At 60.9% G+C, this 24,838-nt stretch carries 23 protein-coding genes; 12 read left to right on the plus strand and 11 right to left on the minus strand.

Going from position 1 to position 24,838, the window contains the following annotated elements; all coding sequences use genetic code 11:
• Nucleotides 1-660 precede the first annotated feature (660 nt).
• The 4 genes from NKI88_RS29900 to bluB all read right to left on the minus strand — a co-directional run bounded on the left by NKI88_RS29900 (nucleotide 661) and on the right by bluB (nucleotide 4,699).
• Nucleotides 661-915, minus strand: coding sequence for a helix-turn-helix domain-containing protein (locus NKI88_RS29900; RefSeq protein ID WP_031197535.1), 255 nt, complete (start codon nucleotides 913-915; stop codon nucleotides 661-663).
• 446 nt (nucleotides 916-1,361) lie between these two features.
• Nucleotides 1,362-3,182: a glutamine--fructose-6-phosphate transaminase (isomerizing) gene (gene glmS / locus NKI88_RS29905; protein WP_352659001.1), complete on the minus strand. Its 1,821-nt coding sequence runs from the start codon at nucleotides 3,180-3,182 to the stop codon at nucleotides 1,362-1,364.
• A gap of 512 nt (nucleotides 3,183-3,694) precedes the next feature.
• Complete coding sequence (locus tag NKI88_RS29910; RefSeq protein ID WP_198025552.1) at nucleotides 3,695-3,937, minus strand: hypothetical protein; 243 nt, start codon at nucleotides 3,935-3,937, stop codon at nucleotides 3,695-3,697.
• 126 nt (nucleotides 3,938-4,063) lie between these two features.
• Nucleotides 4,064-4,699, minus strand: a complete 636-nt coding sequence (gene bluB / locus NKI88_RS29915) for a 5,6-dimethylbenzimidazole synthase (protein WP_352512939.1) — start codon at nucleotides 4,697-4,699, stop codon at nucleotides 4,064-4,066.
• 2,466 nt (nucleotides 4,700-7,165) lie between these two features.
• Here bluB and NKI88_RS29920 point away from each other — a divergent pair.
• On the plus strand, nucleotides 7,166-7,921 hold the full coding sequence (locus tag NKI88_RS29920; RefSeq protein WP_023731597.1) for a Crp/Fnr family transcriptional regulator: 756 nt from the start codon (nucleotides 7,166-7,168) through the stop codon (nucleotides 7,919-7,921).
• Nucleotides 7,922-8,459: 538 nt separating this feature from the next.
• Here NKI88_RS29920 and NKI88_RS29925 read toward each other — a convergent pair.
• The 7 genes from NKI88_RS29925 to panB all read right to left on the minus strand — a co-directional run bounded on the left by NKI88_RS29925 (nucleotide 8,460) and on the right by panB (nucleotide 13,735).
• Nucleotides 8,460-9,434, minus strand: a complete 975-nt coding sequence (locus NKI88_RS29925) for a hypothetical protein (protein ID WP_023708080.1) — start codon at nucleotides 9,432-9,434, stop codon at nucleotides 8,460-8,462.
• Between the two features lie 170 nt (nucleotides 9,435-9,604).
• Nucleotides 9,605-10,015, minus strand: coding sequence for a DUF2285 domain-containing protein (locus NKI88_RS29930; protein WP_023673629.1), 411 nt, complete (start codon nucleotides 10,013-10,015; stop codon nucleotides 9,605-9,607).
• A gap of 58 nt (nucleotides 10,016-10,073) precedes the next feature.
• Nucleotides 10,074-10,448, minus strand: a complete 375-nt coding sequence (locus NKI88_RS29935) for a transcriptional regulator domain-containing protein (RefSeq protein WP_352461172.1) — start codon at nucleotides 10,446-10,448, stop codon at nucleotides 10,074-10,076.
• A gap of 22 nt (nucleotides 10,449-10,470) precedes the next feature.
• Nucleotides 10,471-11,103 (minus strand): acyl-homoserine-lactone synthase, encoded by a 633-nt coding sequence (locus NKI88_RS29940; RefSeq protein ID WP_023707030.1) that lies wholly within the window; start codon nucleotides 11,101-11,103, stop codon nucleotides 10,471-10,473.
• A 92-nt stretch (nucleotides 11,104-11,195) separates the two neighbouring features.
• Nucleotides 11,196-11,921, minus strand: coding sequence for a LuxR family transcriptional regulator (locus NKI88_RS29945; protein ID WP_023673631.1), 726 nt, complete (start codon nucleotides 11,919-11,921; stop codon nucleotides 11,196-11,198).
• 93 nt (nucleotides 11,922-12,014) lie between these two features.
• Nucleotides 12,015-12,878: a pantoate--beta-alanine ligase gene (gene panC / locus NKI88_RS29950; RefSeq protein WP_023740408.1), complete on the minus strand. Its 864-nt coding sequence runs from the start codon at nucleotides 12,876-12,878 to the stop codon at nucleotides 12,015-12,017.
• Nucleotides 12,875-13,735, minus strand: coding sequence for a 3-methyl-2-oxobutanoate hydroxymethyltransferase (gene panB / locus NKI88_RS29955; RefSeq protein ID WP_023835502.1), 861 nt, complete (start codon nucleotides 13,733-13,735; stop codon nucleotides 12,875-12,877). Before panB ends, panC begins: the two co-directional genes overlap by 4 nt.
• Before the next feature lie 162 nt (nucleotides 13,736-13,897).
• Here panB and NKI88_RS29960 point away from each other — a divergent pair, with 162 nt between their 5' ends.
• The 11 genes from NKI88_RS29960 to NKI88_RS30010 form a co-directional block, all read left to right on the plus strand.
• Complete coding sequence (locus NKI88_RS29960) at nucleotides 13,898-14,866, plus strand: NUDIX hydrolase (protein ID WP_023673634.1); 969 nt, start codon at nucleotides 13,898-13,900, stop codon at nucleotides 14,864-14,866.
• Nucleotides 14,867-14,933: 67 nt separating this feature from the next.
• The gene (nadA, locus tag NKI88_RS29965) at nucleotides 14,934-15,908 is read left to right on the plus strand and encodes a quinolinate synthase NadA (protein ID WP_023689934.1); all 975 of its coding nucleotides are present in this window, start codon (nucleotides 14,934-14,936) and stop codon (nucleotides 15,906-15,908) included.
• Nucleotides 15,905-17,446, plus strand: coding sequence for an L-aspartate oxidase (locus NKI88_RS29970; protein WP_352659006.1), 1,542 nt, complete (start codon nucleotides 15,905-15,907; stop codon nucleotides 17,444-17,446). Before nadA ends, NKI88_RS29970 begins: the two co-directional genes overlap by 4 nt.
• On the plus strand, nucleotides 17,446-18,300 hold the full coding sequence (gene nadC / locus NKI88_RS29975) for a carboxylating nicotinate-nucleotide diphosphorylase (RefSeq protein WP_023807057.1): 855 nt from the start codon (nucleotides 17,446-17,448) through the stop codon (nucleotides 18,298-18,300). Before NKI88_RS29970 ends, nadC begins: the two co-directional genes overlap by 1 nt.
• A 91-nt stretch (nucleotides 18,301-18,391) precedes the next feature.
• On the plus strand, nucleotides 18,392-19,405 hold the full coding sequence (gene bioB / locus NKI88_RS29980) for a biotin synthase BioB (RefSeq protein ID WP_031198738.1): 1,014 nt from the start codon (nucleotides 18,392-18,394) through the stop codon (nucleotides 19,403-19,405).
• The gene (locus NKI88_RS29985; protein WP_352659008.1) at nucleotides 19,402-20,553 is read left to right on the plus strand and encodes an 8-amino-7-oxononanoate synthase; all 1,152 of its coding nucleotides are present in this window, start codon (nucleotides 19,402-19,404) and stop codon (nucleotides 20,551-20,553) included. The genes bioB and NKI88_RS29985 overlap by 4 nt, the downstream gene beginning before the upstream one ends.
• Entirely contained in the window at nucleotides 20,550-21,185 is a 636-nt protein-coding gene (bioD, locus tag NKI88_RS29990; protein WP_023673640.1) for a dethiobiotin synthase, read from the plus strand. The genes NKI88_RS29985 and bioD overlap by 4 nt, the downstream gene beginning before the upstream one ends.
• The gene (locus NKI88_RS29995; RefSeq protein ID WP_352461164.1) at nucleotides 21,185-22,450 is read left to right on the plus strand and encodes an adenosylmethionine--8-amino-7-oxononanoate transaminase; all 1,266 of its coding nucleotides are present in this window, start codon (nucleotides 21,185-21,187) and stop codon (nucleotides 22,448-22,450) included. Before bioD ends, NKI88_RS29995 begins: the two co-directional genes overlap by 1 nt.
• On the plus strand, nucleotides 22,447-23,430 hold the full coding sequence (gene bioZ, locus NKI88_RS30000) for a 3-oxopimeloyl-[acyl-carrier-protein] synthase BioZ (protein ID WP_352659010.1): 984 nt from the start codon (nucleotides 22,447-22,449) through the stop codon (nucleotides 23,428-23,430). Before NKI88_RS29995 ends, bioZ begins: the two co-directional genes overlap by 4 nt.
• 429 nt (nucleotides 23,431-23,859) lie before the next feature.
• Entirely contained in the window at nucleotides 23,860-24,156 is a 297-nt protein-coding gene (gene groES / locus NKI88_RS30005) for a co-chaperone GroES (RefSeq protein WP_352659012.1), read from the plus strand.
• Nucleotides 24,157-24,219: 63 nt separating this feature from the next.
• The coding region (locus NKI88_RS30010; RefSeq protein WP_352659014.1) for a TCP-1/cpn60 chaperonin family protein at nucleotides 24,220-24,838 on the plus strand (619 nt) is incomplete at its 3' end.

A 24,838-nucleotide genomic window follows, 5' to 3' on the forward strand; every position in this document is an offset into this window, starting at 1 on the left:
CGAAACGGGCGACGACGGACTTGCCGCCGACTGATGACAAACCGCTCAGCGGCAGCGCAAGATCGTTCATGGTGGGTGTGGTCTCCGGGAAATTTCGGATCGGCTTATGCAACCAAATCCTACGTCATTTCAAGGCTTGCGCCACATCCACCAACCCCCATGAATTTTTCAGGCTAGCAGAGAGGGTGCTTGCGGTGCACTCACTGAACGAGATCGCAAATGGACGCGCGTAACCACCAGAAGAAGCGCGCCGGCAGCCTGGGCGGGGGGCTTGGGGGTCAGACTGCCGGCGCACGCCACTCACGAAGAGCGGCCCCTTTTCGTGGTTCGAACGCCCATAGTCAACCCGGAAACGTCAGGATGCCCGCCATGTTAATTTCAGAGCGGCGCGACTCGCCATGTTGGACGATTCAGCCCGTAGGCCGAGTTGATGCTCAAGCCAGCATCGCCTTGCCGAACTAGGAAGAGTTCGCCGTTACAATCCTTCGTCGCGAGCCGATGCCGTCGTGCACGTTTCGTAGCACTCCGGGCGGCTATATCGCTTTGTTGTTCGGCGAGCTGCGCCAGAAGGCATTCGCATCCAATCGAATCAAGGGTCGACATCAGCCGCAAGCTTCACATCACAACAGCTAGTCCACCCATTGCAGATCATCCGACTGATCAGGCGGCGTCCGAAATGTCCAACTCCGACTCAAGAATTCCCACAGGTATGGAAAGCGATTTCGCTATCCGATCCCGATAGCCCTTGCTGTACCTCAGACCTCGCTCGATGTTTTGGATTTCCTCAGCGGCCAGCCCGCACGCGACCGCCAGGTCGTCGATCGAATATCCAAGGTGCTCGCGATAAGCGCGGACGATGTGGGTTCCCTGGGACATAGCCGTCAAGACTGGTTCGGGAATGCGCGAATCCTTCATAAACATCTCCAAGAACTGGGAGCTCCCTCGGAGATTCCTCCCCGCGGCGCACACCTAGCAAATAAAAAAAATGGTCGTCCATTCGGCCGAACCGGCCTCATGATGGGCCGCTGAACTCGCCGGGCCGGAATATGGCGGCTCACCTGCTTCTGATCAAGTATCAAGGCTACCCGTGCTGAGAGCCTGGTCGGCGTAGCGCATGCGACCTGCGATCCTTCGTGGACCATTCTCGCCGATGGCTTTCTTGAACAGCAACTCGAACTTTCGGCACGGACACTGCCAGCTTCGGCAATCTCCACCGGCGAGGCAGCGAAAGACCCGCTCGTAACCGCTACCGAGTTTCGCAATTGCAGCAAACAATGGTCATCTGGTTTGATCCGGGCTTCGGATCCAGACAAGGGGTACCGCTTTCCTGGAGGCGCATCGCCACCTGTACAGGTTCACAATCATTCGACCGTGACCGATTTTGCGAGATTGCGCGGCTGGTCTACATCCGTCCCCATGAAGAGCGCCGTGTGGTAGGCTAGAAGCTGTATCGGGAGCGAGAAGATCATTGGCGCGATAATCTCGTCGACAACCGGCAGCACGAGCGTGTGCATGGTTTCGAGTTTCGATACGGCTGCCCCTTTTTCATCGGTGATGAGGATAATCCGCCCTCCACGGGCAGCCACTTCCTGCATGTTGGAAACGGTCTTGTCGAAAAGACGGTCATGGGGCGCGATGACGATCACTGGCATGTTCTCGTCTATCAATGCGATCGGCCCGTGCTTCAATTCACCCGCTGCATAGCCCTCGGCATGGATGTAGGAAATCTCCTTGAGCTTCAGCGCACCTTCCATCGCTAGCGGGAAACTGGTGCCACGGCCGAGATACAGGACGTCACGACACTTTGACAGTTCGCGCGACAAGAACTCGATTTCCGGCTGGATGCTCTCGAGTACGTGGCCCATCACGCGCGGCAATTCGGCGAGGCTCCTGACGAGCCCCTGCAGCTCGTCTTCGGGGACGGTCCCGCGGGCTCTGGCCGCGCCGATGGCGAGTGCTGCTAGAACGGCAAGCTGGCAGGTAAAAGCCTTGGTAGAGGCGACGCCGATCTCCGGTCCGGCAAGGATCGGGAAAACCGTATCGGCCTCCCGAGCGATGGTCGATTCGCAGGCATTGACGATAGCGCCAATTTTCAGCCCACGCTCCTTGCAGTACCTCAATGACGCAAGCGTATCGGCGGTTTCGCCGGACTGCGAGATGAAAAGAGCTGCCGACTGCGGCGGCAACGGGATCTCGCGGTAACGGAATTCGGACGCAACGTCGATTTCAACCGTCAGGCGCGCATAGCGCTCGAACCAGTATTTTCCGATCAGTCCGGCGAAATAGGCGGTCCCGCAGGCAGAGATCGCCAAGCTCGGGACCTTGGCGAAATCAATGCCAGGAACCATGTCGCGACTGTCTATGATGTTAATGTAATGACGGAGAGCATGGGCGATGACCTCGGGCTGCTCGTAAATCTCCTTCTCCATGAAGTGGCGATGGTTGCCCTTGTTGGCGAGATCGGCCGCGGCCGTGGAGATATGGCGCGGACGCTCGACGGGACGGCCGTCGACATCGAAGATATGGGCGCCCGAATTGCCGACCACGGCCCAGTCGCCGTCGATGAGATAGGTAATTTCATTGGTGAAGGGAGCAAGGGCGATCGCGTCGGAGCCCAGGAACATCTCGCCGTCGCCGTGACCGATCGCGAGCGGTGGTCCGTTGCGCGCCGCCGTGATGGTCGACGGTTCATCTTCGAAGAGGATGGCAAGCGCATAAGCGCCCTTGACGCGTTTCAGCATGGCACGCGTGGCCTCTTGCGGCCTCATGCCCTCTCGGCGGTATCTTGCCAAGAGATGCCCAACGACCTCGGTGTCGGTGTCGGTCTGGAACTCGGCGCCATCCGCCGCCAATTCGTCCTTCAGCTCGGTGAAATTCTCGATGATGCCGTTATGGACTACGGCGACACCGTCGCTAAAGTGCGGGTGCGCATTGCGTTCGGTCGAGGCCCCGTGGGTTGCCCAACGCGTGTGGCCGATGCCGACGTTGCCGCTCAGCGGCTCTTCCTTCAGTCGCGTCTGGAGATTGACGAGCTTGCCCTCGGCGCGCCGGCGGTGCAAGGCACCCTCGATGATCGTCGCAACGCCGGCGGAATCATAGCCGCGATATTCCAAACCCTTCAACGCGCCGATCAACCGATCCGACACCGGCTGTTGCCCAACGATGCCAACAATCCCGCACATGTTCGTCTCCGCATCTTTGCGGGCAGCACCAGCCCACGCGAGACGGATACCCGTCCGGCCGCTTTAAGTGGCGGCCTTGTAGTAGAATTCCATAATATTGGTAAAATTGATTGTTGTGATAACTACCATCCACCCGATGGATAGGTCGGCGGCTGTGGAGCCACGACCCAAACTTCTATTCGCGCCTGACGCTCTTATGAGGATTGCAAACTCACACCCGCGGCAGGATCACGGCCTCGGAAAGGCCAGGAGGCCTTGGACAGTGGACGGACGACGGGCCTGCGGCCCCTTGTCAGGCAGTCGGCATCTAGGAGCATGGTGCCGCCGACTTGGGCATCGGCGATGGTCTGTCTTGGCGACAGCCTGAGTTCGCTTCAGGACCGTCGTCGTCTCGCGCGGCTGCCGGTGTCAGTTGACGATAACAAATGTCCGCCGGGGGCGAGCGCCTCGCGCACGGCACGTGCCAGCCGCGGTCGGTCCGGGACGCCGTCGAAGGCGTTGGCCGTGAAGACTCACGGGGCGTGACACCAGAGTAGCGAGTTCGTAGCGCGTAGCCGGCGACGAATTCGCAATTGGTCGCGCCGGCGCCGGTCAGCCGGCGCTGCGCGGCCTCCAGCTGGCCGGCGTAGTGCGACGACATGGCGGGTGATCGTGGCGATCGGCACAGCCGCCCCGCAACAGAGGTCGACCACCTCCATGCCCGGCTTCAGCCCGGTTGTCGCAAGCGCCATCTTCGCTGCGGTCGCGCTTGTCATGCTGCTCTTTCCTGGCCTTTGCAAGAACACGAACCTCGGCTTCGGTCGGAATGGCAATGTGGCGAAGGGCGACCCGATCTGCGTCAAGCTCATCGCCAGGGAAGAGGCGAATGATGAGCAGCCCCACTATCGCCTGATCACCACCGGCGGCCGCCGATGTTCCCAGCATTCGCGTTCCAAGGTCGGCATGTCGTGCTCCTCGCTGGCATAGCCGAGGCAGAAATAGCCGATCAGCGTCCATTCGGGCGGCGTGTCGAGAATTTCGGCCATCTCGGTCGCATCGAGGATCGACACCCAGCCCATGCCGATGCCCTCCGCCCGCGCCGCCACCCACAGTGTGTGCACTGCCATGACGGCCGAATAGTCGATGGTCGCCGCCATGGTCATGCGACCGAGCCCATGGCCTTGTCGGGTCGTGCGGTCGGCGAAGACCGCGAATTGACAGGGCGCCTCGTCGAGCCCGGCAAGCTTCAGCCGGGCATAGAGTGCGGCGCGCTCTCCCGAAAAGCGCGTGAGCGCCTCGGCATTGCAGCGCTCGAAGCAGTCTCTCACGGCAGTGCGCCGCTTGAGGCTCTCGACTACTACGAAGCGCCAGGGCTGGCTGAGGCCAACGGAGGGCGCAATGCTGGCGAGCTCGAGCAGGCGTTCCAGCGTACCCTCTGGCAGAGCCGTCGGCTCGAAGCGCCGCACATCCCTGCGCCAGCGCAGCAGCGTGATCAGCTCGGAGCGAAAATCGTCGGTGAAATCTGGAGTTGACGGCATGGCGGTCTCGTTAGGTATGGATTGGCATTAGGGAGTACAGTGTGGACAGCCTCTGCCTATTGCCAAGCTGGCTTGTTGCGTCCGACAATCGCGTCATGCGACCCCAACCGCAAACGATAGAAAAATCTTTCCTCGTGGGCGGCGCTATTACGATGCAATCGACCAAGCCAGTTTCGATCAGCTCGCACCGCGGTGAATCGTGTACCAGGCCGTTGCTAAATGCGCCATTGACACTCAGGCGCACCCGTATCGCTCACCAGGCCTCGGAATGCAGAGAACGTCGGCCTGGAACGCGGAGACGGCGACAGGCATCTCAGCTTGCATATGGTCGTTCCTGCCGCACCGCCTGCAACTCAGTTTGCTTCCGACCACGTCGGCCTCGACGTCCCCGAAGATTCCCCAGGTCATTCGGCAGATACCATCGTCTGTCGTCATAGCGCCGCAGCGGACAGCACCAGCTGCCCAGTTTCATTTGGTGCATCGCTGAGCTTCCAGTCGCCACCGCAATTTCGTCTTCCACCAGCGTCAGGCATGACCCAAATTGGAGCTCATCCCTCTCACAGTCGATTCGCGCTTGAACTATATGTTCTACTTTCGTTCACTGTTCGGACGACACATTAGAAAGAGCTGGAATGGAATCTATCATCAGCCCTCGACAGCCGCCAAAGGTGGCCGCTGTTCAAGCCCGCCGAAAAATTTGGATGCCGTTCACAAGGGGAGAGCATTGGTAGGACCATTCCGGCACCATCTACCTCTTTGTTCTTCTCGGGGAACATCGCCCGGGCCAGTGGTCTCAATCGTGACCGGAGAGTAAAAATAACTGACGCGCATCAGGGCTCGCGCATGTGGAACGAGATGAGCATCCCAGTTACTGGCACATTCTACAATCAGCTACCAATTGACAAAACGTAAGGCAGGAGACGGTTGAGACGTGGAAGGTGTTCGACCGTCGTACCGCAGAGTCGCCATAAGTCGCATTTAGGAGGTCCTGATATTTGATGCAAATGGCTGGGAACGTTGCTCACCCTCAACTCGGAGGTGACCGTTACCATAAACAGCGGATGGGCTGGTGCCGTCATGAAGTTGGAGGGCGACTTGCCTCCTCTAGCCGTTTTCGCAACCTATTCCGTCGCCGTCTCGGTCAAGATCATAGATATCGGTGCCCACGACAGAGACCGGCCCGTGTACGTATGCGGGACCATTGCCCTTTCCGGAGGAACAGTCGACATCGCTGGCGATTGGAACACAGGCGCCTGTGTAGTTAGGGTCGCAGGATTCTTGGCCATGAGCGCTGCTGATGAAGGACGCCAGACCCAGAGCGACCGCGCCTAGACGATGAAACCGCATCAAACACCCGCCAGCCAACACCCAAGAAATCTTAGCGGGCATTTTAGCTCCATGCAATATTAGCGCTGGCTTGGGCGCCTATATATCACCACCAAGCTCCAAAGAGACAAGTTATTGCCCCACTGCAATGATCAAGATCGCGTTGAGGGTCGCGCGATGGCGGGCTACTTGATTTCGGTTTGCCAGATGCGCGGCCAAAGACCGACGCGTGCTGCCAGGCATATGCATCTGCGGCGGGGTTTGACTTTGATTTTGCGAGGCAGGAAGGTTGCTTGCTGTACAGAGGAGCTTATTGCCGAGGTCGAGAATCTTAGTGCAGATCGATGGTAGTGCATCCACATCAGTCTGATTTTCGACAGCCGTCGTCGAGCCGGAGTGCGCATCTCCCTCTGCGGTGAGGCCTCCGTAAGCGTCTGCGACGACTGACAGAGTCGACAACCACGCGCTTCGTTCAGCCCCCCGAGGTGATCATGGCTGAAAGCGGTCCTACAAGGGCGGGCGATGTTAGCCGTCAAGGCCGACAAAAGGCAAACGCTGTGGGATCGTGTGCAGGGCGAGGTCGGCGTCCCGGTCCCGAAGGAGCATAAGAAGGACAAGGCGGAATGGCTGAAGCCGGGACTGGTCGGCCGGGTCAGGAGGTCGAAGAGCGAAGAGAAGCTGCGCCACGCAGGCTACCGGATTTCTGGGAGGATAACCAAAGAGCGCGGTCAGTCTTGGGTATATGTACGATTGTTACCCAAGCGGCGGCCGGCATGGAACTCTCATCCTCGTGGAGCTAGGGTTGTGCTATGGCACAGCCCTTTCAATCCGCCCCAGTGAGAGCTTCATTTCAGATGATCGTGGACCACTATGAGACAGCGGTTTCACTCCAGGAGCGCATTGTAACTCGCGTTCGACAACGCAATTTGTCAACGAAAGGTGATGACGAATTTCTGGAGCATCTGAATGCCGCGTTAGAGCGGGTGCGCCAAAGCTTGGCTCGGGCCGATTAACGTAATTGATTAAAAAATGGGACATCCGCGGTCGGCAGGCATACAGTGTGCCATCGACGGCAACTCTAAGGGCGTCCGTCGGCTGTGAGCGATCAACATGCTTCCGCCCCAATAGGGAGAGGGAGCTATGACAGACTCCAGTTCACAAACTCACACTGCCGCGCAACGCGACACCGGCCAAAATTCGATCTATCGCAATTCGCTGCTGCTACGAATGTGCTCGGCAGATTTGGCATTGCTGCAACCTCATTTCGAAAGCGTCTCCCTTGGGCTGAAGACGCATCTCGAAGTGGCGGGGTCACCAATCAGCACCGTGTACTTCTTCGAGAGCGGTCTCGGGTCAGTGGTGGGCGAGCTGCGGCCTGGTATCGAAGCTGAGATCGGAATCATTGGTTGTGAGGGCATGACCGGCTCAGCGCTTATCATGGGCGATGACCGGTCAACGCACGATTGTTACGTCCAATTAGAAGCCCGAGCCTTTGTTATCGACGCGGGCCTCTTCACCAAGGCGCTTCTGACAAGCCCAACCTTGCGAACCTTTCTGCTCCGCTACGTTCACTACTTTCACCTCCAGGCAAGCTTCACCGCGCTCAGCAATGCCCGGATGAACATAGTCGACAGGCTCTCAAGATGGCTGGTGATGTGTGATGATCGCGTCGACGGGAACAGCTTTGCGATTACGCACGAGTTCTTATCAGTCATGCTCGGTGTCAGGCGGCCCGGCGTCACCATAGCGCTGCAAACCTTGGAGGGCCAAGGTCTGATACGCTCAATGCGAGGAGAGGTAGTCATTCTTGATCGCGCGCGTCTAATTGCGCTGGCAGATGGGTCATATGGCAGGGCTGAAGCCGAATACGCTCGGCTAGTCGGCAAACTGCATTGATCGCAGGCGCCGCGGCGTCCGTAGCGCCGCGACGGTGATCGCCAACGAATGTGCTCGACAGGAGATGGTCGATCTCCTGCATTGGAGTCACGTAAGCCGCCTAGACAGAGCCTTCACCGCCGACGTTGCCGAGCATCGGGATCCAAGACGAAGCTGTCATGCCGGCACCGCTGCATGCGCCCCGCGAGGAACAAACCGCCCCTCGCCTTCGTTCAGGATCCCGAAGCACGATACGGCTGTGCACCACCTTCCGGCCACTCAAAGGAGACCCGAGACGACTTGGTCCGTAAAGGAGGTTTTCGAAGAGCATCTGAGGCTTCGCGCGGCAGGCGATATCGAGGAGGATCTCTTGGGCGCACTGCCATCTAACCTCGATTAAACAGGCACTGATGCGCTGGCTGGAGCAATGGCGAGACTCATTGCACCAGCCAAGTTCAGGGCATGTGCAGACAACCGCTTTTGGCCCGGAACAGATCGATTGGCGGCATAGCCTTATCTTTCCCTCACAACGGGAAGGCTGTTTCGGGACTTTTCGAAATCAGCGGATCACAGGCTCGCCATGGAAGCGGCGGCGCGATGGAGGAGAAACGCCGAAGCCAACTTCCATCATCAGCCGTGGCCTGTGCGACGGCACGGTGCCCATATGGAACCCGAACGGATCCTCGACGAAACCGAAACCGGCCTTGCCGGTCAGCGTGACCGGACTCTGCTTGCCGTAGACGTCCAGAATCTCTTGCGCTGGATGGCCGACGACAAGCGTGAATTGGTGCTTGAGGGCGCGGCGATCATGGCTGCCGCGAACATAGATATGCGGGCCGGTCCCCTCGTCGACGGGCACCAGATAGAAAAAGAACTTCAGCATCCGCCAGTCGTCCAGGTCGAAGTGGTATTTGCCGAGCGAAGCCAGGTTCTTGTCCGCGTCCGACGCCTGGCCGGTCGGGAAGCTCCACCAGACGCGCGTCGTGATCAGCGTCGCCTGGCCGCCGAGATAGTGCGCCGCGATATCCATGAGCAGCGGATCGTTTTGGATGGCAACGGCCGACTTACAGCCCAGAATGCGCTCGAAATAATGGCCGCTGAGCAACGGACGGCCAAATCGCGCCTCAGCCTCCGCATGCTCCGCCGGCATGAACTCGAGTCGGCGATCGAAATTGCCGAAACAAGGTGTGCACCTGGCGAATGCGGCTACATCTTCAGCCACCATTGCAGGCAGGACAAGGCCGGGAAAAAGCCCATCCATCCGCAGCGCGTCGACAACGTCGTGGCAATTGACACCGGCAAACATCGTGTCCTGGGCTCTTTGCGGCCTTCGGACCGGCTTTGCACCACGCCAGTGCATTCTCCGTGCCGGCATGGTGCGCGCCAACATGAACATGGGCAGCCACGCCGGGTTCTCGCGAATATCCGACAGGTAGGTCGGAATGCGTACGGCTATGCGACGCAGCATGCTGCCGTTTCGCGCGATTGTCTCAAGGCTTGCAGCGCCGGCTTTGTCGGAGTTCATAACGGTCATCGGGGTCCTCAGGTCATGAATGCACTTATCGACGAAGTTGGGTCCCGGTGTTTCGCCGAAACCCGATTCGCCGCGGAAGAACTAGGCGCTTGCCACGTTTTGTGCAACGCACCATTGCAGTGAGAAAATGGAGGTTGCGCGTTCGTATAAGACAATCGCAACCACTCCAATTACCTCAGGAACTGTCTGTAGCCGCCGCCCATCAGGTAGCGGCCGCGTTGGATGGCGCGACGTACCTGATCGCGAAGATGGCCGCCTGGATGACGCCAATCTTCTTCGACACGGCGTCTCCCGAACAAGGCAATGGCGACCTCCTGATGAGATGCTCCCGCCAGCGAGCCATCCAAAGCCTGCAGTACAATACGCAGACGCGCTCCGCGGTGTTCCGGCGGAAAGCAAGCAGCTGACACGCGGCGGCAATCATTGATGTCGTTCAGGAACTGAAGGGCAGCGACATGGAACTTGAGGTGCTGCGGCTGAAGGATCGCGTCGACATATAGCCGCAACGGGCGGAGGACGGACGCACCGGAAACGGCGATCTGCAGACTCCGGCAGTTCTCCCTCAGCAGCACGTGCTGCATGCCCGCAGCTGTCAGCAGGATGTCCTTGCAGCATGAGAGCGAAGAAAGGTGAAGCGGTTCAAAATCGTGGTCGAGCCCCAGCGGCTCCGCGGCCGCTCGTAGAATACAGGCGCAATCGCGCGGATCCCAAAAGACCCTCGCCGATGTAGCGTCCGACTGTGGCGCGTCCGCGAAAAAGGAGGCTCCATTGTCTTAGGAAAGCTGATTCTGTCGTCAACTCGATTATCTTCATGTCGGCCTGGGTTCCGACAAAGCAGGCGGACGGTGCCATTTTGGCGTGGTCGCGCTGGAATTGTGGATTGCGCCGAAGAAACTCCCAGGCCCAGCCAGTGCGTGGCAATCGTCTGGCGTAGTGGTAAGCGTCCTGGCGACGCCAGTCCGGCCAGCATACAAGGCCGACCGTCGCTTCCTTGGGCAAACCAGCATCCTTCATGGCACAGGTGTCCACAATGGCGCTATGCTGACGGGCCTAGAACCGGTTGCCACAGTACCGGTCCGCTCAGACGTCCCCTGCTGCGGATGCGCAAAAGGCTCGCGTGGGAAATCTCGAGAAACCCAGCCACCGCCTCCGTTTTGCCGACGCACTTGGGTTCTCCGATGCGCGACAATGGCCACGTAGCAAGGCGGAGGATCCGCTCCATGCGCGTGTCCGTCACCGTTACGATCCGGGTCAGATCCTTGGCCAAGCCGAACTCGATCATGCCCGCGAAGAGCTCGTAGGTGGCCTGGGCCAGCCCGCCCGCTGCCTTGGGCGCCGACGGAGGAAGATCGAGCGCGAAACGACTGCTCTCCCATATGTCGGTGGTCGAGGGCACGACGTCAGCACCCAGCAGCACCGGGAAGGTGTCGCGCAACATTGTGGGTCCGGTGCTGGGCAAAAGACGCACGCAACCGCGAATTCGCCAGTCGGATCCTTTGAGGAGCAGATAGACAGGCTTGAGAGCATCAAACGGATCGGATTCCATCTGGTCTTCGGTATCAACTTCCCAATCGAGCCTTTCCTTGAACACCCGAAACCTGAGCCCGTGCATCTCTTTGAGCTCGCCTGCAAAATCACTGTAAAAGTCTGGTGCTATCAGTTGCATCATGTTCGCCTCCATGTGGGATGTGTTCCCGCCATCGAAGGGCAAAGCTGACAGCGATGCAGCCTGTAGAGGTTTACAGGTATCGTGGCTGAGAATCAGGATCTCGTCAGGCCGGAGGCAGCCATTCGTGCAACGGCTTGGTTGATCGTTCGAACGCCAAACTTTGCCTTGGCGTTTTCCAGATGAAAGGTCACGGTGCGCTTTGAGACGCCGAGAAGCTGGCTAGTATCCCAAGCCGACTTGCCGCGCGCCGCCCATTTCAGACACTCGAACTCCCGCGGGGTGAGCGTTACACCATCCACCACGCGATGATCGGCGAGCCTTCGCCGGACATGGATATGAAAGTTGATGGCCACCAGCTGCAATGCTTTTTCGTAACGTGCCAGTGACCGCAACAGAGGCGGACGGGACTCGTCGGAAGCAAAGGTCAGGGCAGCAAACCGGCCGAGATGATCATGCATGGACATGGTCAGGCCGCCGCAGATGCCAAACTCAGCCGCACTCTCTAGAATTTGTTGCTGCGAATTCGGCAGACCGTGCCGAGCGCGATCCACACCCCAATCGAATGTATCCCAGCCTTGCAGCCCGCGCAGGATGACCGGATCGAGACTGTGGTACCGCTGTTGCAGATAACGTGACGTCCAGGATGAAGGATAGTTTGAAATCAATTGGGGGGCGTCGCCGGAGGCTGACGGGTAGGTGAAATAGGCGAATAGCGGGAAGTCGAAGCCGGCTGCAGCGGAGGCCATTGCCTCACAGAGATCGGCAGCATCAACACTTGCAGACAGTTGCTCGACGAAGTTCTCAAACACGCGATGCATGTGTCCTGTGCGTAACCTCCGTAACGCTCAATGCCAGGCAGAGACCTTTTTTTAGATGATCCCGGACGAATACGGCGCGTGCCGAGAACGTGGCTAATCTGTTGAACCAATCCGAAATAGTCTGACGTTGTCTATGAGCCGTGTGCCGCCGAGCCAGGCGGCGGCAAGCAACCGTGCCGGTCGATCGAGGCTTGTTATCGGGTGCAGATCTGCCTCATCGCGAAGTTCCAGGTATTCGACCTCGCGATAGCCTGCAGCCAGAATTGCTGCGCGAGATTCTGCAAGCGTTGGCAGGATGGGTGAGCCGCGCTCAAGCCGCTCAGCCGTCTTGAGCAGGACCGATGATAGCTTGGGAGCAACAGCGCGTTCCGCTGGCGAGAGCCGCACATTGCGCGATGATAGCGCAAGACCGTCGGCTTCACGGACTGTCGGACAAGCAACAATGGTGATTGGAATATCCAGATCCCGGGCCATGCGCCTGACCAGGTGAATTTGCTGAAAGTCCTTTTCGCCAAAGAAGCCGAAGTCAGCGCTGGTCTGCAGGAAGAGCTTGGCGACGACGGTCGCCACGCCGTCGAAATGCCCCGGCCGGAATGTACCGCACAGGCCTTCGCTGACACCGCAAACCGAAACGGTGGTGGCGAAGCCCGCCGGATACATCTCCTCTGCATCTGGCGCATAAAGCAGGTGCGCGCCAACCGGTGCCAGTTTGGCGGCATCCTCGTCCTCGGTGCGGGGATACGCGGCAAGATCGGCCTGGCTGTTGAATTGCTTCGGGTTGACGAAGAGCGTCACTATCACACGGTCTGCCTTCTCGAGTGCAGCGCGCACCAGGCTGAGATGGCCCTCATGCAGGACGCCCATCGTTGGCACCAGGGCTATCCTCACACCTTCGCAGCGCCATGCGGCGACGCTTTCGCGAAGCTGGTCAACGCTCCTGACGATCGGCACGCTCACGCTGCTTCTCCGCTCTTGGTGGCGTCCGTGTCGGCGGGCTTGGGCGCATCGGCAAACACGTGCTCTGCGGCGGGAAACTGGCGCTCCTTCACCTCGCGCGCATAGGAAGCGATCGCAGCCGCAGCCGCCTCCCGGAGTTCAGCATAGCGCTTGACGAACTTGGGCCGGAAGTCGCCGAAGAGGCCCAGCATGTCGTCGACGACGAGAATCTGGCCGTCACAGGCTGCCGAGGCACCGATGCCAATGGTCGGGGTCGCCACCTCCTTGGTGATCCGGCGGGCGAGCGCTTCAGGAACCTTCTCCAGGACGACCGCAAAGGCGCCCGCTTCGCTCACCGCAATTGCATCGCGCCTGATGCGCTCGGCATCCCCGCCCCTGCCCTGTACGCGGTAGCCACCGATGGTGTTGATGGCCTGCGGCGTCAATCCGACATGGGCCATGACGGGCACGCCGCGTGCGGCGAGGAAGCCGATCGTCTCTGCCATCGCTTCGCCGCCTTCGAGCTTGACGGCCGTGCAGCCGGTCTCGGCCATGACGCGCGCGGCATTGCGGAAAGCCTGCTCTGGGCTTTCCTCGTAGGAACCGAACGGCAGGTCGACCACCATCAGCGCCTGCTTGATGCCACGGCGCACCGCCTGGCCGTGCGTGATCATCATCTCCAGCGTGACACCGAGCGTCGAGGGCAGGCCGTGGAGAACCATGCCGACGCTGTCGCCGACGAGCACCACATCACAATGGGGATCGACAAGCCGGGCGACTGGGGTGGTGTAGGCGGTAAGGCAGACGAGCGGCGTCCCACCTTTGCGCGAACGAATATCCGGCGGTGTGATCGCCCTGGTGTCACCATAAGCGCTCATGGGACCCTCCTTCCCCTACGTTACCAGCTGCGGCTGTCGCCTTTGGCACATTTTTGTGCAGGTGCGAAGAGCAAAAAAATAGCCATGCAGCTGCGGGGTGTTGACGTGCCAATTGGCACGCTTACACTAAATCGATTAAGGTGCCCCCGAGTTGGCCAAATAATGGACGATCAGGCAATAGGACTCAGGAAAGACAGAGCCGCCGGCAAGGCCGACAACGTCAAAGTGGACTTGATCGCCTTTGTGGTCGCCGTAAACGGCAGTCAACCCTGTGTCCTCACCATCGGCCAGGCGGACACCTTGCCCTCCGGTCCATTTGCGCTTGAGCACCGATCGCTGCAATCCGGCTTGAGGGGGTGGGTCGAGCAGCAAACCGGCCATCGGCTGGGGTACATTGAGCAACTCTACACGTTCGCGGATCGGGATCGCATCGGCGCCGAGCGCCAGCAGCGCGTCATCTCCATCAGCTATCTCGCATTGACGCGCAAGGAACAGGCAGCGGGCTCGCCCAAGTGCGGATGGCAGAGTTGGTATGAATATTTTCCATGGGAGGACCACCGCTCCGGCACGCCTGCGGTCGTGCTGGACGTTCTGCGGCCGCGCCTGATCGAATGGGCAAACGGGGTTGGCGATTCGGCCACGCGACGTGAACGCTGGCAGCGGGCGACGATAGCCTTTGGCTTCGACGACCGCCTTTGGAACGAGGAACTCACGCTTCAACGCTATGAGTTAGTCTACGAAGCAGGCCTGGTCCAAGAGGCCGTAAGAGGGCGGGACGCAGGACCCCCGCCGCTGGTGCCCAGCAAGTCCATGGTCGCCGATCATCGCCGCATCGTGGCGACCGGCATTGCGCGGCTGCGCTCCAAGATCAAATACCGCCCAGTCGTCTTTGAGCTGATGCCGCCGGTCTTCACGCTTTTGCAGCTGCAGCGAACCGTGGAGGCGCTCGCCGGCAGGCTCATCCACAAGCCGAACTTTCGCCGACTGATCGAACAGCAGGAGCTGGTCGAGGAGACCGGAGAGGCCACCACTGAGACCGGCGGCCGGCCAGCGAAGCTTTTCCGTTTCCGCCACGCCGTTCTCGACGATAGGCTCATCGCCGGGACAAAATTGCCGCTGGCGCGGGGTTGACATCCCTTATACTCACAGCAAGTATATGCTGGTTATTTTCAGTTAGAGTATAAGCGGGAGGGGGTCGATGGGCGCCATGCTGCCTACGGCCGCGTTGCTCTACGAGCGCGTCCGACGAGTGATCCCGCCGAGCGAATGGCCGGCTTTCGCCGAGGATATCGAGGCGATCCTTGCGCTGAAGCGCGAGCGCAACGCGATCATCCTGGCGCACAACTATCAGACGCCCGAGATCTTCCACTGCGTGGCCGACATCGTCGGCGACAGCTTGGCACTAGCCCGCACGGCTGCGACGGTCGAGGCGCAAGTCATCGTGCTGGCCGGCGTCCATTTCATGGCCGAAACGGCCAAGCTCCTCAATCCGGGCAAGACCGTGCTCATTCCGGATCTCAGCGCCGGTTGCTCGTTGGCGGACTCAATCACGGCAGAAGACGTGCGCTTGATGCGCCAGCGTTATCCCGGCGTTCCGATCATCACTTATGTAAATACGTCCGCCGAAGTGAAGGCCGAGTCGGATATCTGCTGTACATCCGGCAACGCCAAGGCGGTCGTCGAATCCCTTGGGGTTCTCCGGGTGATCATGTTGCCGGACGAATATCTGGCCCAGAATATCGCCGCTCAGACAGATGTGCAGATCATCGCCTGGAAAGGGCGTTGCGAGGTGCATGAGCGCTTTACACCGGCCGACATCCGCGAGTTGCGCGAAAGCCATCCCGGCGTGGTCGTGCTCGCCCATCCCGAATGCCCGCCCGACGTCGTGGCTGAAGCAGATTTTTCCGGCTCGACGGCTGCCATGTCCGACTATGTCGAAAGGCAAAGGCCGCCACGTGTCGTGCTGATGACGGAATGCTCAATGAGCGACAACGTCGCGTTAGCGCACCCAGAGGTCGAGTTCATCCGGCCCTGCAATTTGTGCCCGCATATGAAGCGGATCACGCTTGCCAACATCCGCACGGCGCTCGAGCAGAACCACCATGTCGTAACCGTCGAACCCGGGATCGCCGGGCGCGCGCGGCTAGCGGTCGAACGGATGCTGGCAGTTTGAGCGCCGACCTCCGCAGCTTCTTCGGGCGGCCCATCATCATCGGCGGCGGCATCGCCGGACTGATGACCGCGCTTCAACTGTCGCCGGAGCCGGTGCTTCTTCTGTCAAGGTCGCTGCTGGGAGCTGACAACTCGAGCACCTGGGCCCAGGGGGGCCTGGCTGCAAGTTTCGGCGAAGACGACGATCCGGCAATGCACCTGGCCGATACGGTTGCCGCCGGGGATGGTCTCTGCGACAGAGACGTGGCGAGCCGCATCCTCCAAGCCGCGCCCAAGGCCATAGAGGGGCTTGCGGGCTTTGGGGTTCGCTTTGACCGCACGCCGGAAGGATCACTGTGCCTCGGATTGGAGGCCGCACACAGCCGACGTCGCATCGTTCATGCGCATGGGGACGGCACCGGGCGTGAGATCATGCGTGCGCTGATCGCGGCTGTGCGTTCCACTCCGTCGATAGTTGTCGTGGAGGGCGTGGAAGCGCGCCGGCTCGCAGTGCGAGAGAATGCGATCCGAGGCGTCTGGGCGAGCTGTTCGATCGCACCTTTCTTCTTCGGCTCACGGCGGGTGGTTCTCGCCACCGGTGGCATCGGGGGACTGTTTCTCGACACCACGAACCCTTGGGGCAGTTGCGGACAAGGCCTTGCGCTTGCGGCCCGCGCTGGAGCTGTCCTAGCCGACCTCGAATTCATTCAGTTCCACCCGACCGCGCTTGACGGCCCAGAACGCCCTATGGCGCTGGTCAGCGAGGCTGTGCGAGGCGAAGGTGCTGCCCTGATCGATGAAACCGGCCAGGCTTTTCTCCAGAGCGTGCCCGGGGCGGAACTTGCGCCTCGCGATGTCTTGGCCCGCGCCGTGTGGAACCATCTTGCGGACGGCCACCATGTTTTTCTCGATGCCCGACAACGGCCAGGCCCGGCATTCGCTCGACATTTCCCGACAATCGCATCAGCCTGCCTTGGAGCGGGCATCAATCCCGCGCGCGATCTCATCCCTATTCGTCCGGCCCAACACTACCACATGGGTGGCGTTGCCGTGGACTGCTCGGGCAGGACCTCCGTCAAGGGGCTGTGGGCCTGCGGCGAAGTCGCTTCGACAGGACTGCATGGCGCCAACAGGCTCGCCAGCAATTCCTTGACCGAGGCAATCGTGTGCGCCCGCTGGGTCGCTGAAAGCGTCGCCGGAACGCCTGCGCGCAGAACAAGGCCTGCGTTTGCGAACGTTTACCCACCGCCCGCTCCGATAGCCGTGCGCGTTTTTCTGTCGCGCGCACTCGGCATCGTCCGGGATGGTCAAGGGTTGAAAGCAGCCGCGCGTGCCTTATTGCCGCTCGCCGAAAGCAAGGATGCGGTCTCGGATCCGGCGGCTGTCGGGCTAATGATTGCTGTTGCCGCCTTGTTGCGCGAAGAAAGCCGCGGCGCTCATTACCGGACAGATTTTCCTCATCATGCGACTGCCGCCCGACGGTCCGAAATCACGCTCGAAGCCGCCTTGGCGGCTGCGCGGGCACTCGGACACTCGCCAAGCTCCGAAGGTGCAAAGTGATGATGCTCTCACCGCTCCCCACGGTCCTGCTTGAGCCGCTTGTCCGGGCATCTCTTCTTGAAGACCTTGGCAGAGCCGGCGACTTGACCACGGACGCCATCGTCCCGAAGGAATACCAAGCGGGAACCGTGTTGGTGGCGCGACAGTCCGGAGTTGTCGCCGGCATCGATCTGGCGATGCTCGCTTTCGGCATGATTGATCCTGGTGTCGAAATCTCCGTGGAGCGGGCAGACGGCTGCAATGTCGTGGATGGAGAGGTCATTGCATCAGTGGTTGGCCCGGCCCGAGCCATTCTCACAGCGGAAAGGACGGCACTCAATTTTTTGTGCCATCTGAGCGGCATCGCCACAGCAACGGCATCGATCGTCGCTGCGGTTCGTGGATATGGCGCGAAGATCGTCTGCACCCGCAAGACAACGCCCGGATTGCGGGCAGTCGAAAAGTATGCCGTGCGCGCAGGTGGCGGGTCCAATCACCGCTTCGGCCTGGACGATGCAATTTTGATCAAGGACAACCACATCGCCATCGCAGGCGGCGTCCGGCCAGCGCTCGAGCGAGCACGAAGAGCGGCCGGTCATCTCGTCAAGATCGAAGTCGAAGTCGATACTCTGGCCCAGTTGGAGGAGGTACTTGGCTTCGCTCCCGATGCGGTTCTGCTCGACAACATGTCCCTCCCCGATCTTCGCCGCGCCGTCGCAATGGTCGGTGGCCGCGCTATCACCGAGGCTTCTGGCGGGATCACGTCGCATACAGCGCGAGCGGTTGCCGCGACCGGCGTTGATCTGATTTCGGTCGGCCGGCTCATCCACAGCGCGCCGATCCTGGATATCGGCCTCGACCATCGGGGCTCATGATTGTCTGAGTAACGAACAGGATTGGGTCAACTATCCTTTCCGATCATCATAGTCAGATAGCAAGACCCGCAAGACAGACCGGAGGAACAGCATGGAGATGCAAACGGCAAGTTCAACGCAGACATCGCCGCACGCTCAATCGCCTGACCCGCCTGACGCTGGAGCGTGGACCCTGGAAAAGGCTCAGGCACTTTACCATGCCCCCTTCAACAATCTCCTCTTCCTGGCGCAGACCGTGCACCGCCAGAATTTCGATCCAAACAAGGTCCAGCTCAGCCGGCTGCTCAGCATCAAGACCGGAGGATGCCCGGAGGATTGTGGCTATTGCAGCCAGTCGGCGCGTCACGAAACCGGGTTGGAGGCGTCCAAGCTGATGGATGTCAGGCGCGTCATCGCCGAAGCGACCAAGGCGCGTGATGCCGGCGCCACCCGTTATTGCATGGGCGCGGCCTGGCGAAACCCCAAGGCGCGCGACATGGATGCGGTGGTGGCGATGGTCGAAGGCGTCAAGGCGCTGGGCCTGGAGACCTGCATGACACTCGGCATGCTCGATCTTGAGCAAGCCGCTCGACTGAAGCAGGCGGGTCTCGACTACTACAACCACAACATCGATACGTCAGAACGTTACTATAGCGAGATCATCGGTACGCGGAGCTTTGCCGAGCGGCTCGAGACGCTCGAGCACGTTCGCAAATCCGGCATCAAGGTCTGCTGTGGAGGCATTGTCGGCATGGGCGAGGAGCCGGTGGACCGGATCGACATGCTGGTGACGCTGGCCAATCTCCCGGAACATCCGCAAAGCGTTCCGATCAACATGCTGATCCCGATCGCCGGTACGCCGCTTGCAGACGCCAAGCCCATTGAGCCGATCGAATTCGTGCGCGTGATCGCGCTGGCGCGCATCATGATGCCGAAATCGCATGTCCGTCTGTCCGCCGGCCGCACCGCGATGACCGACGAGATGCAGGCGCTGTGCTTTTTTGCCGGCGCCAACTCAATCTTCGTCGGCGACACGCTGCTGACGGCGGACAATCCCGGTGAGGACAAGGATACCCTGCTGTTCCGGCGCCTTGGCATCGATCCGATGGAACTCGAGGCGCAATGAACGGGGCGCCGCTTGCCCGTTATGATGCGACCTTGCAGGGGCTAGCGCGCAAGGACCGGCTGCGGACGCTTTCGCCCCGCGCCGGGCTGGACTTCTCGTCGAACGACTATCTCGGGCTGGCCGCGTCCAGAAGACTTGGCGATGCGGTTGTAGCGGCGATTGCGCGGGGCACGCCGGTTGGCGCCACCGGGTCGCGGCTGTTGCGCGGCAATGCACCGGAACACGAGCAGCTCGAGGCAGATGCGGCGGCATTCTTTGGAGCCGACCGCGCGCTGTTCTTCGGCAGCGGCTACATCGCCAACTTCGCTCTGCTGAGCGCCCTGCCGCAGAAGGGCGATCTTTTGGTCCTCGATGAGCTCGTCCATGCCAGCATGCATGAGGGTGCGCAGGCCGGGCGCGCACAGTTCGTGCTGGCCGCGCACAACGACGCCACCGCTGTCGAGGATGCGATTACACGGTGGCGCGTCGCAGGCGGCATGGGATGCGTCTGGATCGCGGTAGAAAGCCTTTACAGCATGGATGGCGACTGCGCGCCTTTGGAGAGCCTGGTCGCGCTTGCCGATCGGCACGGCGCATTCATCGTCATTGATGAGGCGCATGCCACCGGCGTCTGGGGATCGGACGGCCGGGGGCTTGCCGCCGCTTTCGCGGGCCGCGACAACATCATAGCGCTCCACACCTGCGGCAAGGCGCTCGGCGCATCTGGTGGGCTCGTGACCGGGCCGAGGGCACTGTGCGAATATCTGATCAACCGTTGCCGGGCATTCATCTACGCGACCGCGCCATCGCCACTGATGGCGGTCGTGGCGCGCGAGGCACTCGCAATGCTCGCCGACGAGCCTATGCGGCGTGTTCAGCTGCATGAACGCGTCGCCAGCGCCGGCCGGTTGGTCAATCGCTGGGGTGTGACACCAAGTGGCTCTCAGATCCAGCCCTTAGTAATCGGCGATGTCAGGCGCACCATGGCAGTGGCGGCGCGCCTGCAGGCCCGCGGCTTCGACATACGCGGCATTCGTCCTCCGACCGTGCCCGAGGGCACGTCGCGGCTGCGCATCTCACTGACGCTCAATATTGGCGAAGCCGACATTTCCGCCATGGTCGAGGCGCTGGTCGAGGTGTTGGCCCAAACATCACCGGAGGCGATATGACCCAACGCATCGTCATCACCGGAACGGATACCGGAGTTGGCAAGACCGTGTTTGCGGCTGGGCTCGCCGGTTTGCTGGACGGCTTTTACTGGAAACCGGTGCAATCGGGCCTCGACGGCGAGACCGACAGCGAGGTTGTCGCGCGGCTTGCCGGCTTGCCCTCAGAGCGCGTGCTGCCGGAAGCCTACCGCTTGCGGAGCCCGCTGTCGCCGCATCGTTCGGCCGAGATCGACGGCGTGGCGATCAAGGCTGCCGATCTTGCTTTTCCCGTCCTACCGACGCCGCTCGTCATCGAAGGCTCCGGCGGCCTAATGGTGCCGCTCAACCGGCGCACAAGGTTAATCGACATCTTCGCTGAATGGCGGCTGCCCGTTATTCTGTGCGCCCGCACCACACTCGGCACCATCAACCACACCTTGCTATCGGTCGAGGCGCTCCGCGCCCGCTCCATCCCGTTGGCGGGCATCGCTTTCATCGGCGATGAGATGGCCGATACGCAACGGACCATAGTGGAATTCAGCGGTGCGCCGCAGCTCGGCAGGCTGCCGCACCTCGATGTGCTGACGGGCAAAACACTGAGGGACGCAATGGTTGCCGGCTTCGCCTTCGCCTCGATTACTGGAGGTGACTGATGTCGCAGTCTCATGTGTGGCATCCCTTCACCCAGCACGCGCTCGAGCCTGCGACCCCAGAAATCGTCCTGACTGAGGGCGCCTATCTCCACAGGGCCGACGGCGCCCGCATCCTGGACGCCATCTCCTCCTGGTGGGTCGTCACACATGGCCACCGCCATCCCCGCATCATGAAGGCAATCGAGACAACCGCGTCGAGCCTCGACCAGATTATCTTTGCGGGCTTCACGCACGAGCCGGCAGAGCGCTTGGCCAAGGCGCTTGTCGGCCTCGCTCCCGCTGGACTCGACTGGGTGTTCTATTCCGACAGTGGCTCGACCTCAGTCGAAGTCGCGCTGAAGATGGCGCTCGGTTATTTCCGCAACATCGGCGCGCCGCGCTCGCGCATCGTCGTCATGGAGCACAGCTATCATGGTGACACGATCGGAACGATGAGCGTCGGTGCGCGTGGCGTGTTCAACGCCGCCTACGAACCCTTGCTGTTCGAGGTCGACATAATCCCCTTTCCGGCCGCGGGGCACGAGCAGGAGACGCTGGATCGTTTCCAGGCTGTGACCCGCGATCGACGAGCCGCAGCCTTGATCGTCGAGCCGCTGGTGCTGGGCGCCGGCGGCATGCTGATGTATCCAGCATCGGTTCTGGCCGAATTGAAGAAGATCACTGAGGCCTCCGGCACGCTGCTGATCGCCGACGAGGTGATGACCGGCTGGGGACGCACCGGAACCATGTTCGCCTGCGAGCAGGCATCGATTTCTCCAGATATCCTGTGCACCTCCAAAGGCTTGACCGGCGGCACCATCCCGCTGGCCGTAACGCTTGTCACCGATGCCATCTTCCGGGCGCACTATTCCGAGGACCGGAAGAAGACGTTTTTCCATTCGAGCTCCTACACCGCCAATCCGATTGCCTGTGCGGCAGCACTCGCCAATGTCGAGATCTGGCGCGACGAACCAGTGGCCGAGCGGATCACGGCCTTGAGCGTGATGCAGGCCGTCGGGCTGCAACGCTTTCGGGACAATCCATATTTTGCCGGCTGTCGAGCCACGGGAACGATCGCGGCGCTCGACCTGCGAACCGGTTCCGCAGGTTATCTCGCCGAGATTGGTCCGAAGCTGCGCGCTTTCTTCCTCGAGCGCGGCCTGCTTGTGCGCCCGCTCGGCAATGTCCTCTACCTTCTGCCACCCTATTGCATCGCAGACGACGAGCTCGAACGAGTCTATGACGCCATCGAGGAGGCCGGGGAACGCTTCGGGTCCAGGCCATGAGCAAGTCGTCGCGCATTCTCGGACTTGGCCATCACGTGCCTGGGCGCAAGGTGGCCAATGCCGAGATCGAGAGCAATCTCGGCCTCGAGCCGGGCTGGATCGAAAGGCGTACCGGAATCCGTTCGCGCTTCTGGGCAACGGACGAAGACACGCTGTCGGGTCTTGCCACCCGGGCTGGCGACATGGCGCTGGTGAACGCCGGTATTGCGCGCCACGACATCGGTCTGCTGTTGCTTGCCACCTCGACACCCGACCATCTTCTGCCGCCCAGCGCGCCGCTGGTCGCACACAAGCTTGGCCTTGGCCGCGCAGGCGCGGTCGATCTGACCGGCGCCTGCGCTGGCTTCATCTATGCGCTCATGTTTGCGGACGGGTTCACCCGCCTGCATGGCAAACCAGCGCTGGTCATCGCCGCCAACATTCTCAGCCGCCGCATCAATCCAGCCGAGCGCGCGAGCTCAGTCTTGTTCGCCGATGCCGCCGGCGCCCTGGTGATCGGTCAGTGCGATGATGCTGATCGGGGCATTCTCGGTGCCTCGGTGGCTTCGGACGGCTCGCGCTACGGGCTGATCCAGATTCCCGCAGGAGGAAGCAACACGCCGTTCCATGGCGACCTCGACCTCGGGCAGACCCGGATGACGATGACCGACGGGCCCGAAATATTCGCAAAGGCCGTCGAGATGATGACCGATTGCTCGAGAACCGCGCTAGCCGCTGCGGGAGTGCGGCCACACAATGTCGGCCGGTTTGTGCCGCATCAGGCCAATACTCGGATTTTCGGCGCGGTCGCAAGAAACCTCGGCATTGCGGACCAAGCAATTGTCAAGACGATTGCCGAATACGGCAACTCTTCGGCCGCGACGGTCCCGCTGTCGCTCTCGCTCGCCAACCAGATGAAGCCATTCCAGCCAGGAGAGAAAATCCTTCTGGCGGCGGCGGGTGCGGGTCTCAGCGGCGGCGCTCTCGTGGTTGGAATCTAGCCGGCCGGCTCACGCGCGCAGGATTGGTCATGAATGGCAATAGGAGCAACAGAACCAATGCCAAATGGCCTTCTGAAGCTCGACATGACCAAGCTGACGCAGCACGACCCGTGCGAGCCTCTGGATGAGTTCAAATGCAACACCCGTTGCACAAATCGTACCATCTGAATAAAGCTCAATTACAAAGGGTGAGCCGCCCCATATATGTCGGATACCCGACATTGTTCACATAAAAGGCTCGATGCTTACACGCTCTTTGCTGGCTGCTCTTTGCTGTCTTCTCTTTTCTCTTTGCTCTTTGCTCTTCCGTCTTGACTAGCAGGAGCCTGCGGCTTATCTCATTGCCGCGTTAGCACTCGCTTCGGCTGAGTGCTAGGCATGCTCCGGCAACGGAGCACCGTTCAACATCCGCACCAAGGAAATCCAAAAATGGCAAAGTCGAATTTCCGGCCGCTGCATGACCGCGTGGTCGTACGCCGGGTCGAATCCGAATCCAAGACCGCCGGCGGGATCATCATCCCGGATACGGCGAAGGAAAAGCCGCAGGAAGGCGAGATCATCGCCGTCGGCTCCGGCGCTCGCGACGAAGCCGGCAAGCTGGTCCCGCTGGACGTCAAGGCCGGCGACCGCATCCTGTTCGGCAAGTGGTCGGGCACCGAAGTCAAGCTCAATGGCGAAGACCTTCTGATCATGAAGGAATCCGAAATTATGGGCATCATCGGCTGATTATCGGCCTCACCGTCAACTGAATTTCGGGCTTGATCGCAAGCCCCTGCCAGGAGCTAAAAAATGGCTGCCAAAGACGTAAAATTCTCCCGCGACGCCCGCGAGCGCATGCTTCACGGCATCAACATCCTCGCCGACGCGGTGAAGGTGACCCTCGGTCCCAAGGGCCGCAACGTCGTCATCGACAAGTCGTTCGGCGCTCCGCGCATCACCAAGGACGGCGTCACCGTCGCCAAGGAAATCGAACTTTCCGACAAGTTCGAAAACATGGGCGCGCAGATGATCCGCGAAGTTGCTTCGAAGACCAACGACATCGCCGGTGATGGCACCACGACCGCGACCGTCCTGGCGCAGTCGATCGTCCAGGAAGGTAACAAGGCGGTTGCCGCCGGCATGAACCCGATGGACCTGAAGCGCGGCATCGACCTGGCCGTGACCGAAGTCGTCGCGGCTCTCGGCAACGCTGCCAAGAAGATCAAGACTTCCGAGGAAGTTGCCCAGGTCGGCACGATCGCCGGCAATGGCGACGAGTCGGTCGGCAAGATGATCGCCGAAGCGATGCAGAAGGTCGGCAATGAAGGCGTCATCACGGTTGAGGAAGCCAAGACCGCCGAGACCGAGCTGGAAGTCGTCGAAGGCATGCAGTTCGACCGCGGCTATCTCTCGCCCTACTTCGTCACCA

Source organism: Mesorhizobium sp. M0317 (assembly GCF_040321555.1).
GTDB lineage: Bacteria > Pseudomonadota > Alphaproteobacteria > Rhizobiales > Rhizobiaceae > Mesorhizobium.

Coding starts and splice junctions, on each gene's coding strand:
- NKI88_RS29900 (WP_031197535.1), bottom strand. CDS start 915: ATGAAGGATTCGCGCATTCCCGAACCAGTCTTGACGGCTATGTCCCAG.
- glmS (WP_352659001.1), bottom strand. CDS start 3,182: ATGTGCGGGATTGTTGGCATCGTTGGGCAACAGCCGGTGTCGGATCGG.
- NKI88_RS29910 (WP_198025552.1), bottom strand. CDS start 3,937: ATGACAAGCGCGACCGCAGCGAAGATGGCGCTTGCGACAACCGGGCTG.
- bluB (WP_352512939.1), bottom strand. CDS start 4,699: ATGCCGTCAACTCCAGATTTCACCGACGATTTTCGCTCCGAGCTGATC.
- NKI88_RS29920 (WP_023731597.1), top strand. CDS start 7,166: ATGACAGACTCCAGTTCACAAACTCACACTGCCGCGCAACGCGACACC.
- NKI88_RS29925 (WP_023708080.1), bottom strand. CDS start 9,434: ATGACCGTTATGAACTCCGACAAAGCCGGCGCTGCAAGCCTTGAGACA.
- NKI88_RS29930 (WP_023673629.1), bottom strand. CDS start 10,015: ATGCAGCACGTGCTGCTGAGGGAGAACTGCCGGAGTCTGCAGATCGCC.
- NKI88_RS29935 (WP_352461172.1), bottom strand. CDS start 10,448: ATGAAGGATGCTGGTTTGCCCAAGGAAGCGACGGTCGGCCTTGTATGC.
- NKI88_RS29940 (WP_023707030.1), bottom strand. CDS start 11,103: ATGATGCAACTGATAGCACCAGACTTTTACAGTGATTTTGCAGGCGAG.
- NKI88_RS29945 (WP_023673631.1), bottom strand. CDS start 11,921: ATGCATCGCGTGTTTGAGAACTTCGTCGAGCAACTGTCTGCAAGTGTT.
- panB (WP_023835502.1), bottom strand. CDS start 13,735: ATGAGCGCTTATGGTGACACCAGGGCGATCACACCGCCGGATATTCGT.
- NKI88_RS29960 (WP_023673634.1), top strand. CDS start 13,898: ATGGACGATCAGGCAATAGGACTCAGGAAAGACAGAGCCGCCGGCAAG.
- nadA (WP_023689934.1), top strand. CDS start 14,934: ATGGGCGCCATGCTGCCTACGGCCGCGTTGCTCTACGAGCGCGTCCGA.
- nadC (WP_023807057.1), top strand. CDS start 17,446: ATGATGCTCTCACCGCTCCCCACGGTCCTGCTTGAGCCGCTTGTCCGG.
- bioB (WP_031198738.1), top strand. CDS start 18,392: ATGGAGATGCAAACGGCAAGTTCAACGCAGACATCGCCGCACGCTCAA.
- NKI88_RS29985 (WP_352659008.1), top strand. CDS start 19,402: ATGAACGGGGCGCCGCTTGCCCGTTATGATGCGACCTTGCAGGGGCTA.
- bioD (WP_023673640.1), top strand. CDS start 20,550: ATGACCCAACGCATCGTCATCACCGGAACGGATACCGGAGTTGGCAAG.
- NKI88_RS29995 (WP_352461164.1), top strand. CDS start 21,185: ATGTCGCAGTCTCATGTGTGGCATCCCTTCACCCAGCACGCGCTCGAG.
- bioZ (WP_352659010.1), top strand. CDS start 22,447: ATGAGCAAGTCGTCGCGCATTCTCGGACTTGGCCATCACGTGCCTGGG.
- groES (WP_352659012.1), top strand. CDS start 23,860: ATGGCAAAGTCGAATTTCCGGCCGCTGCATGACCGCGTGGTCGTACGC.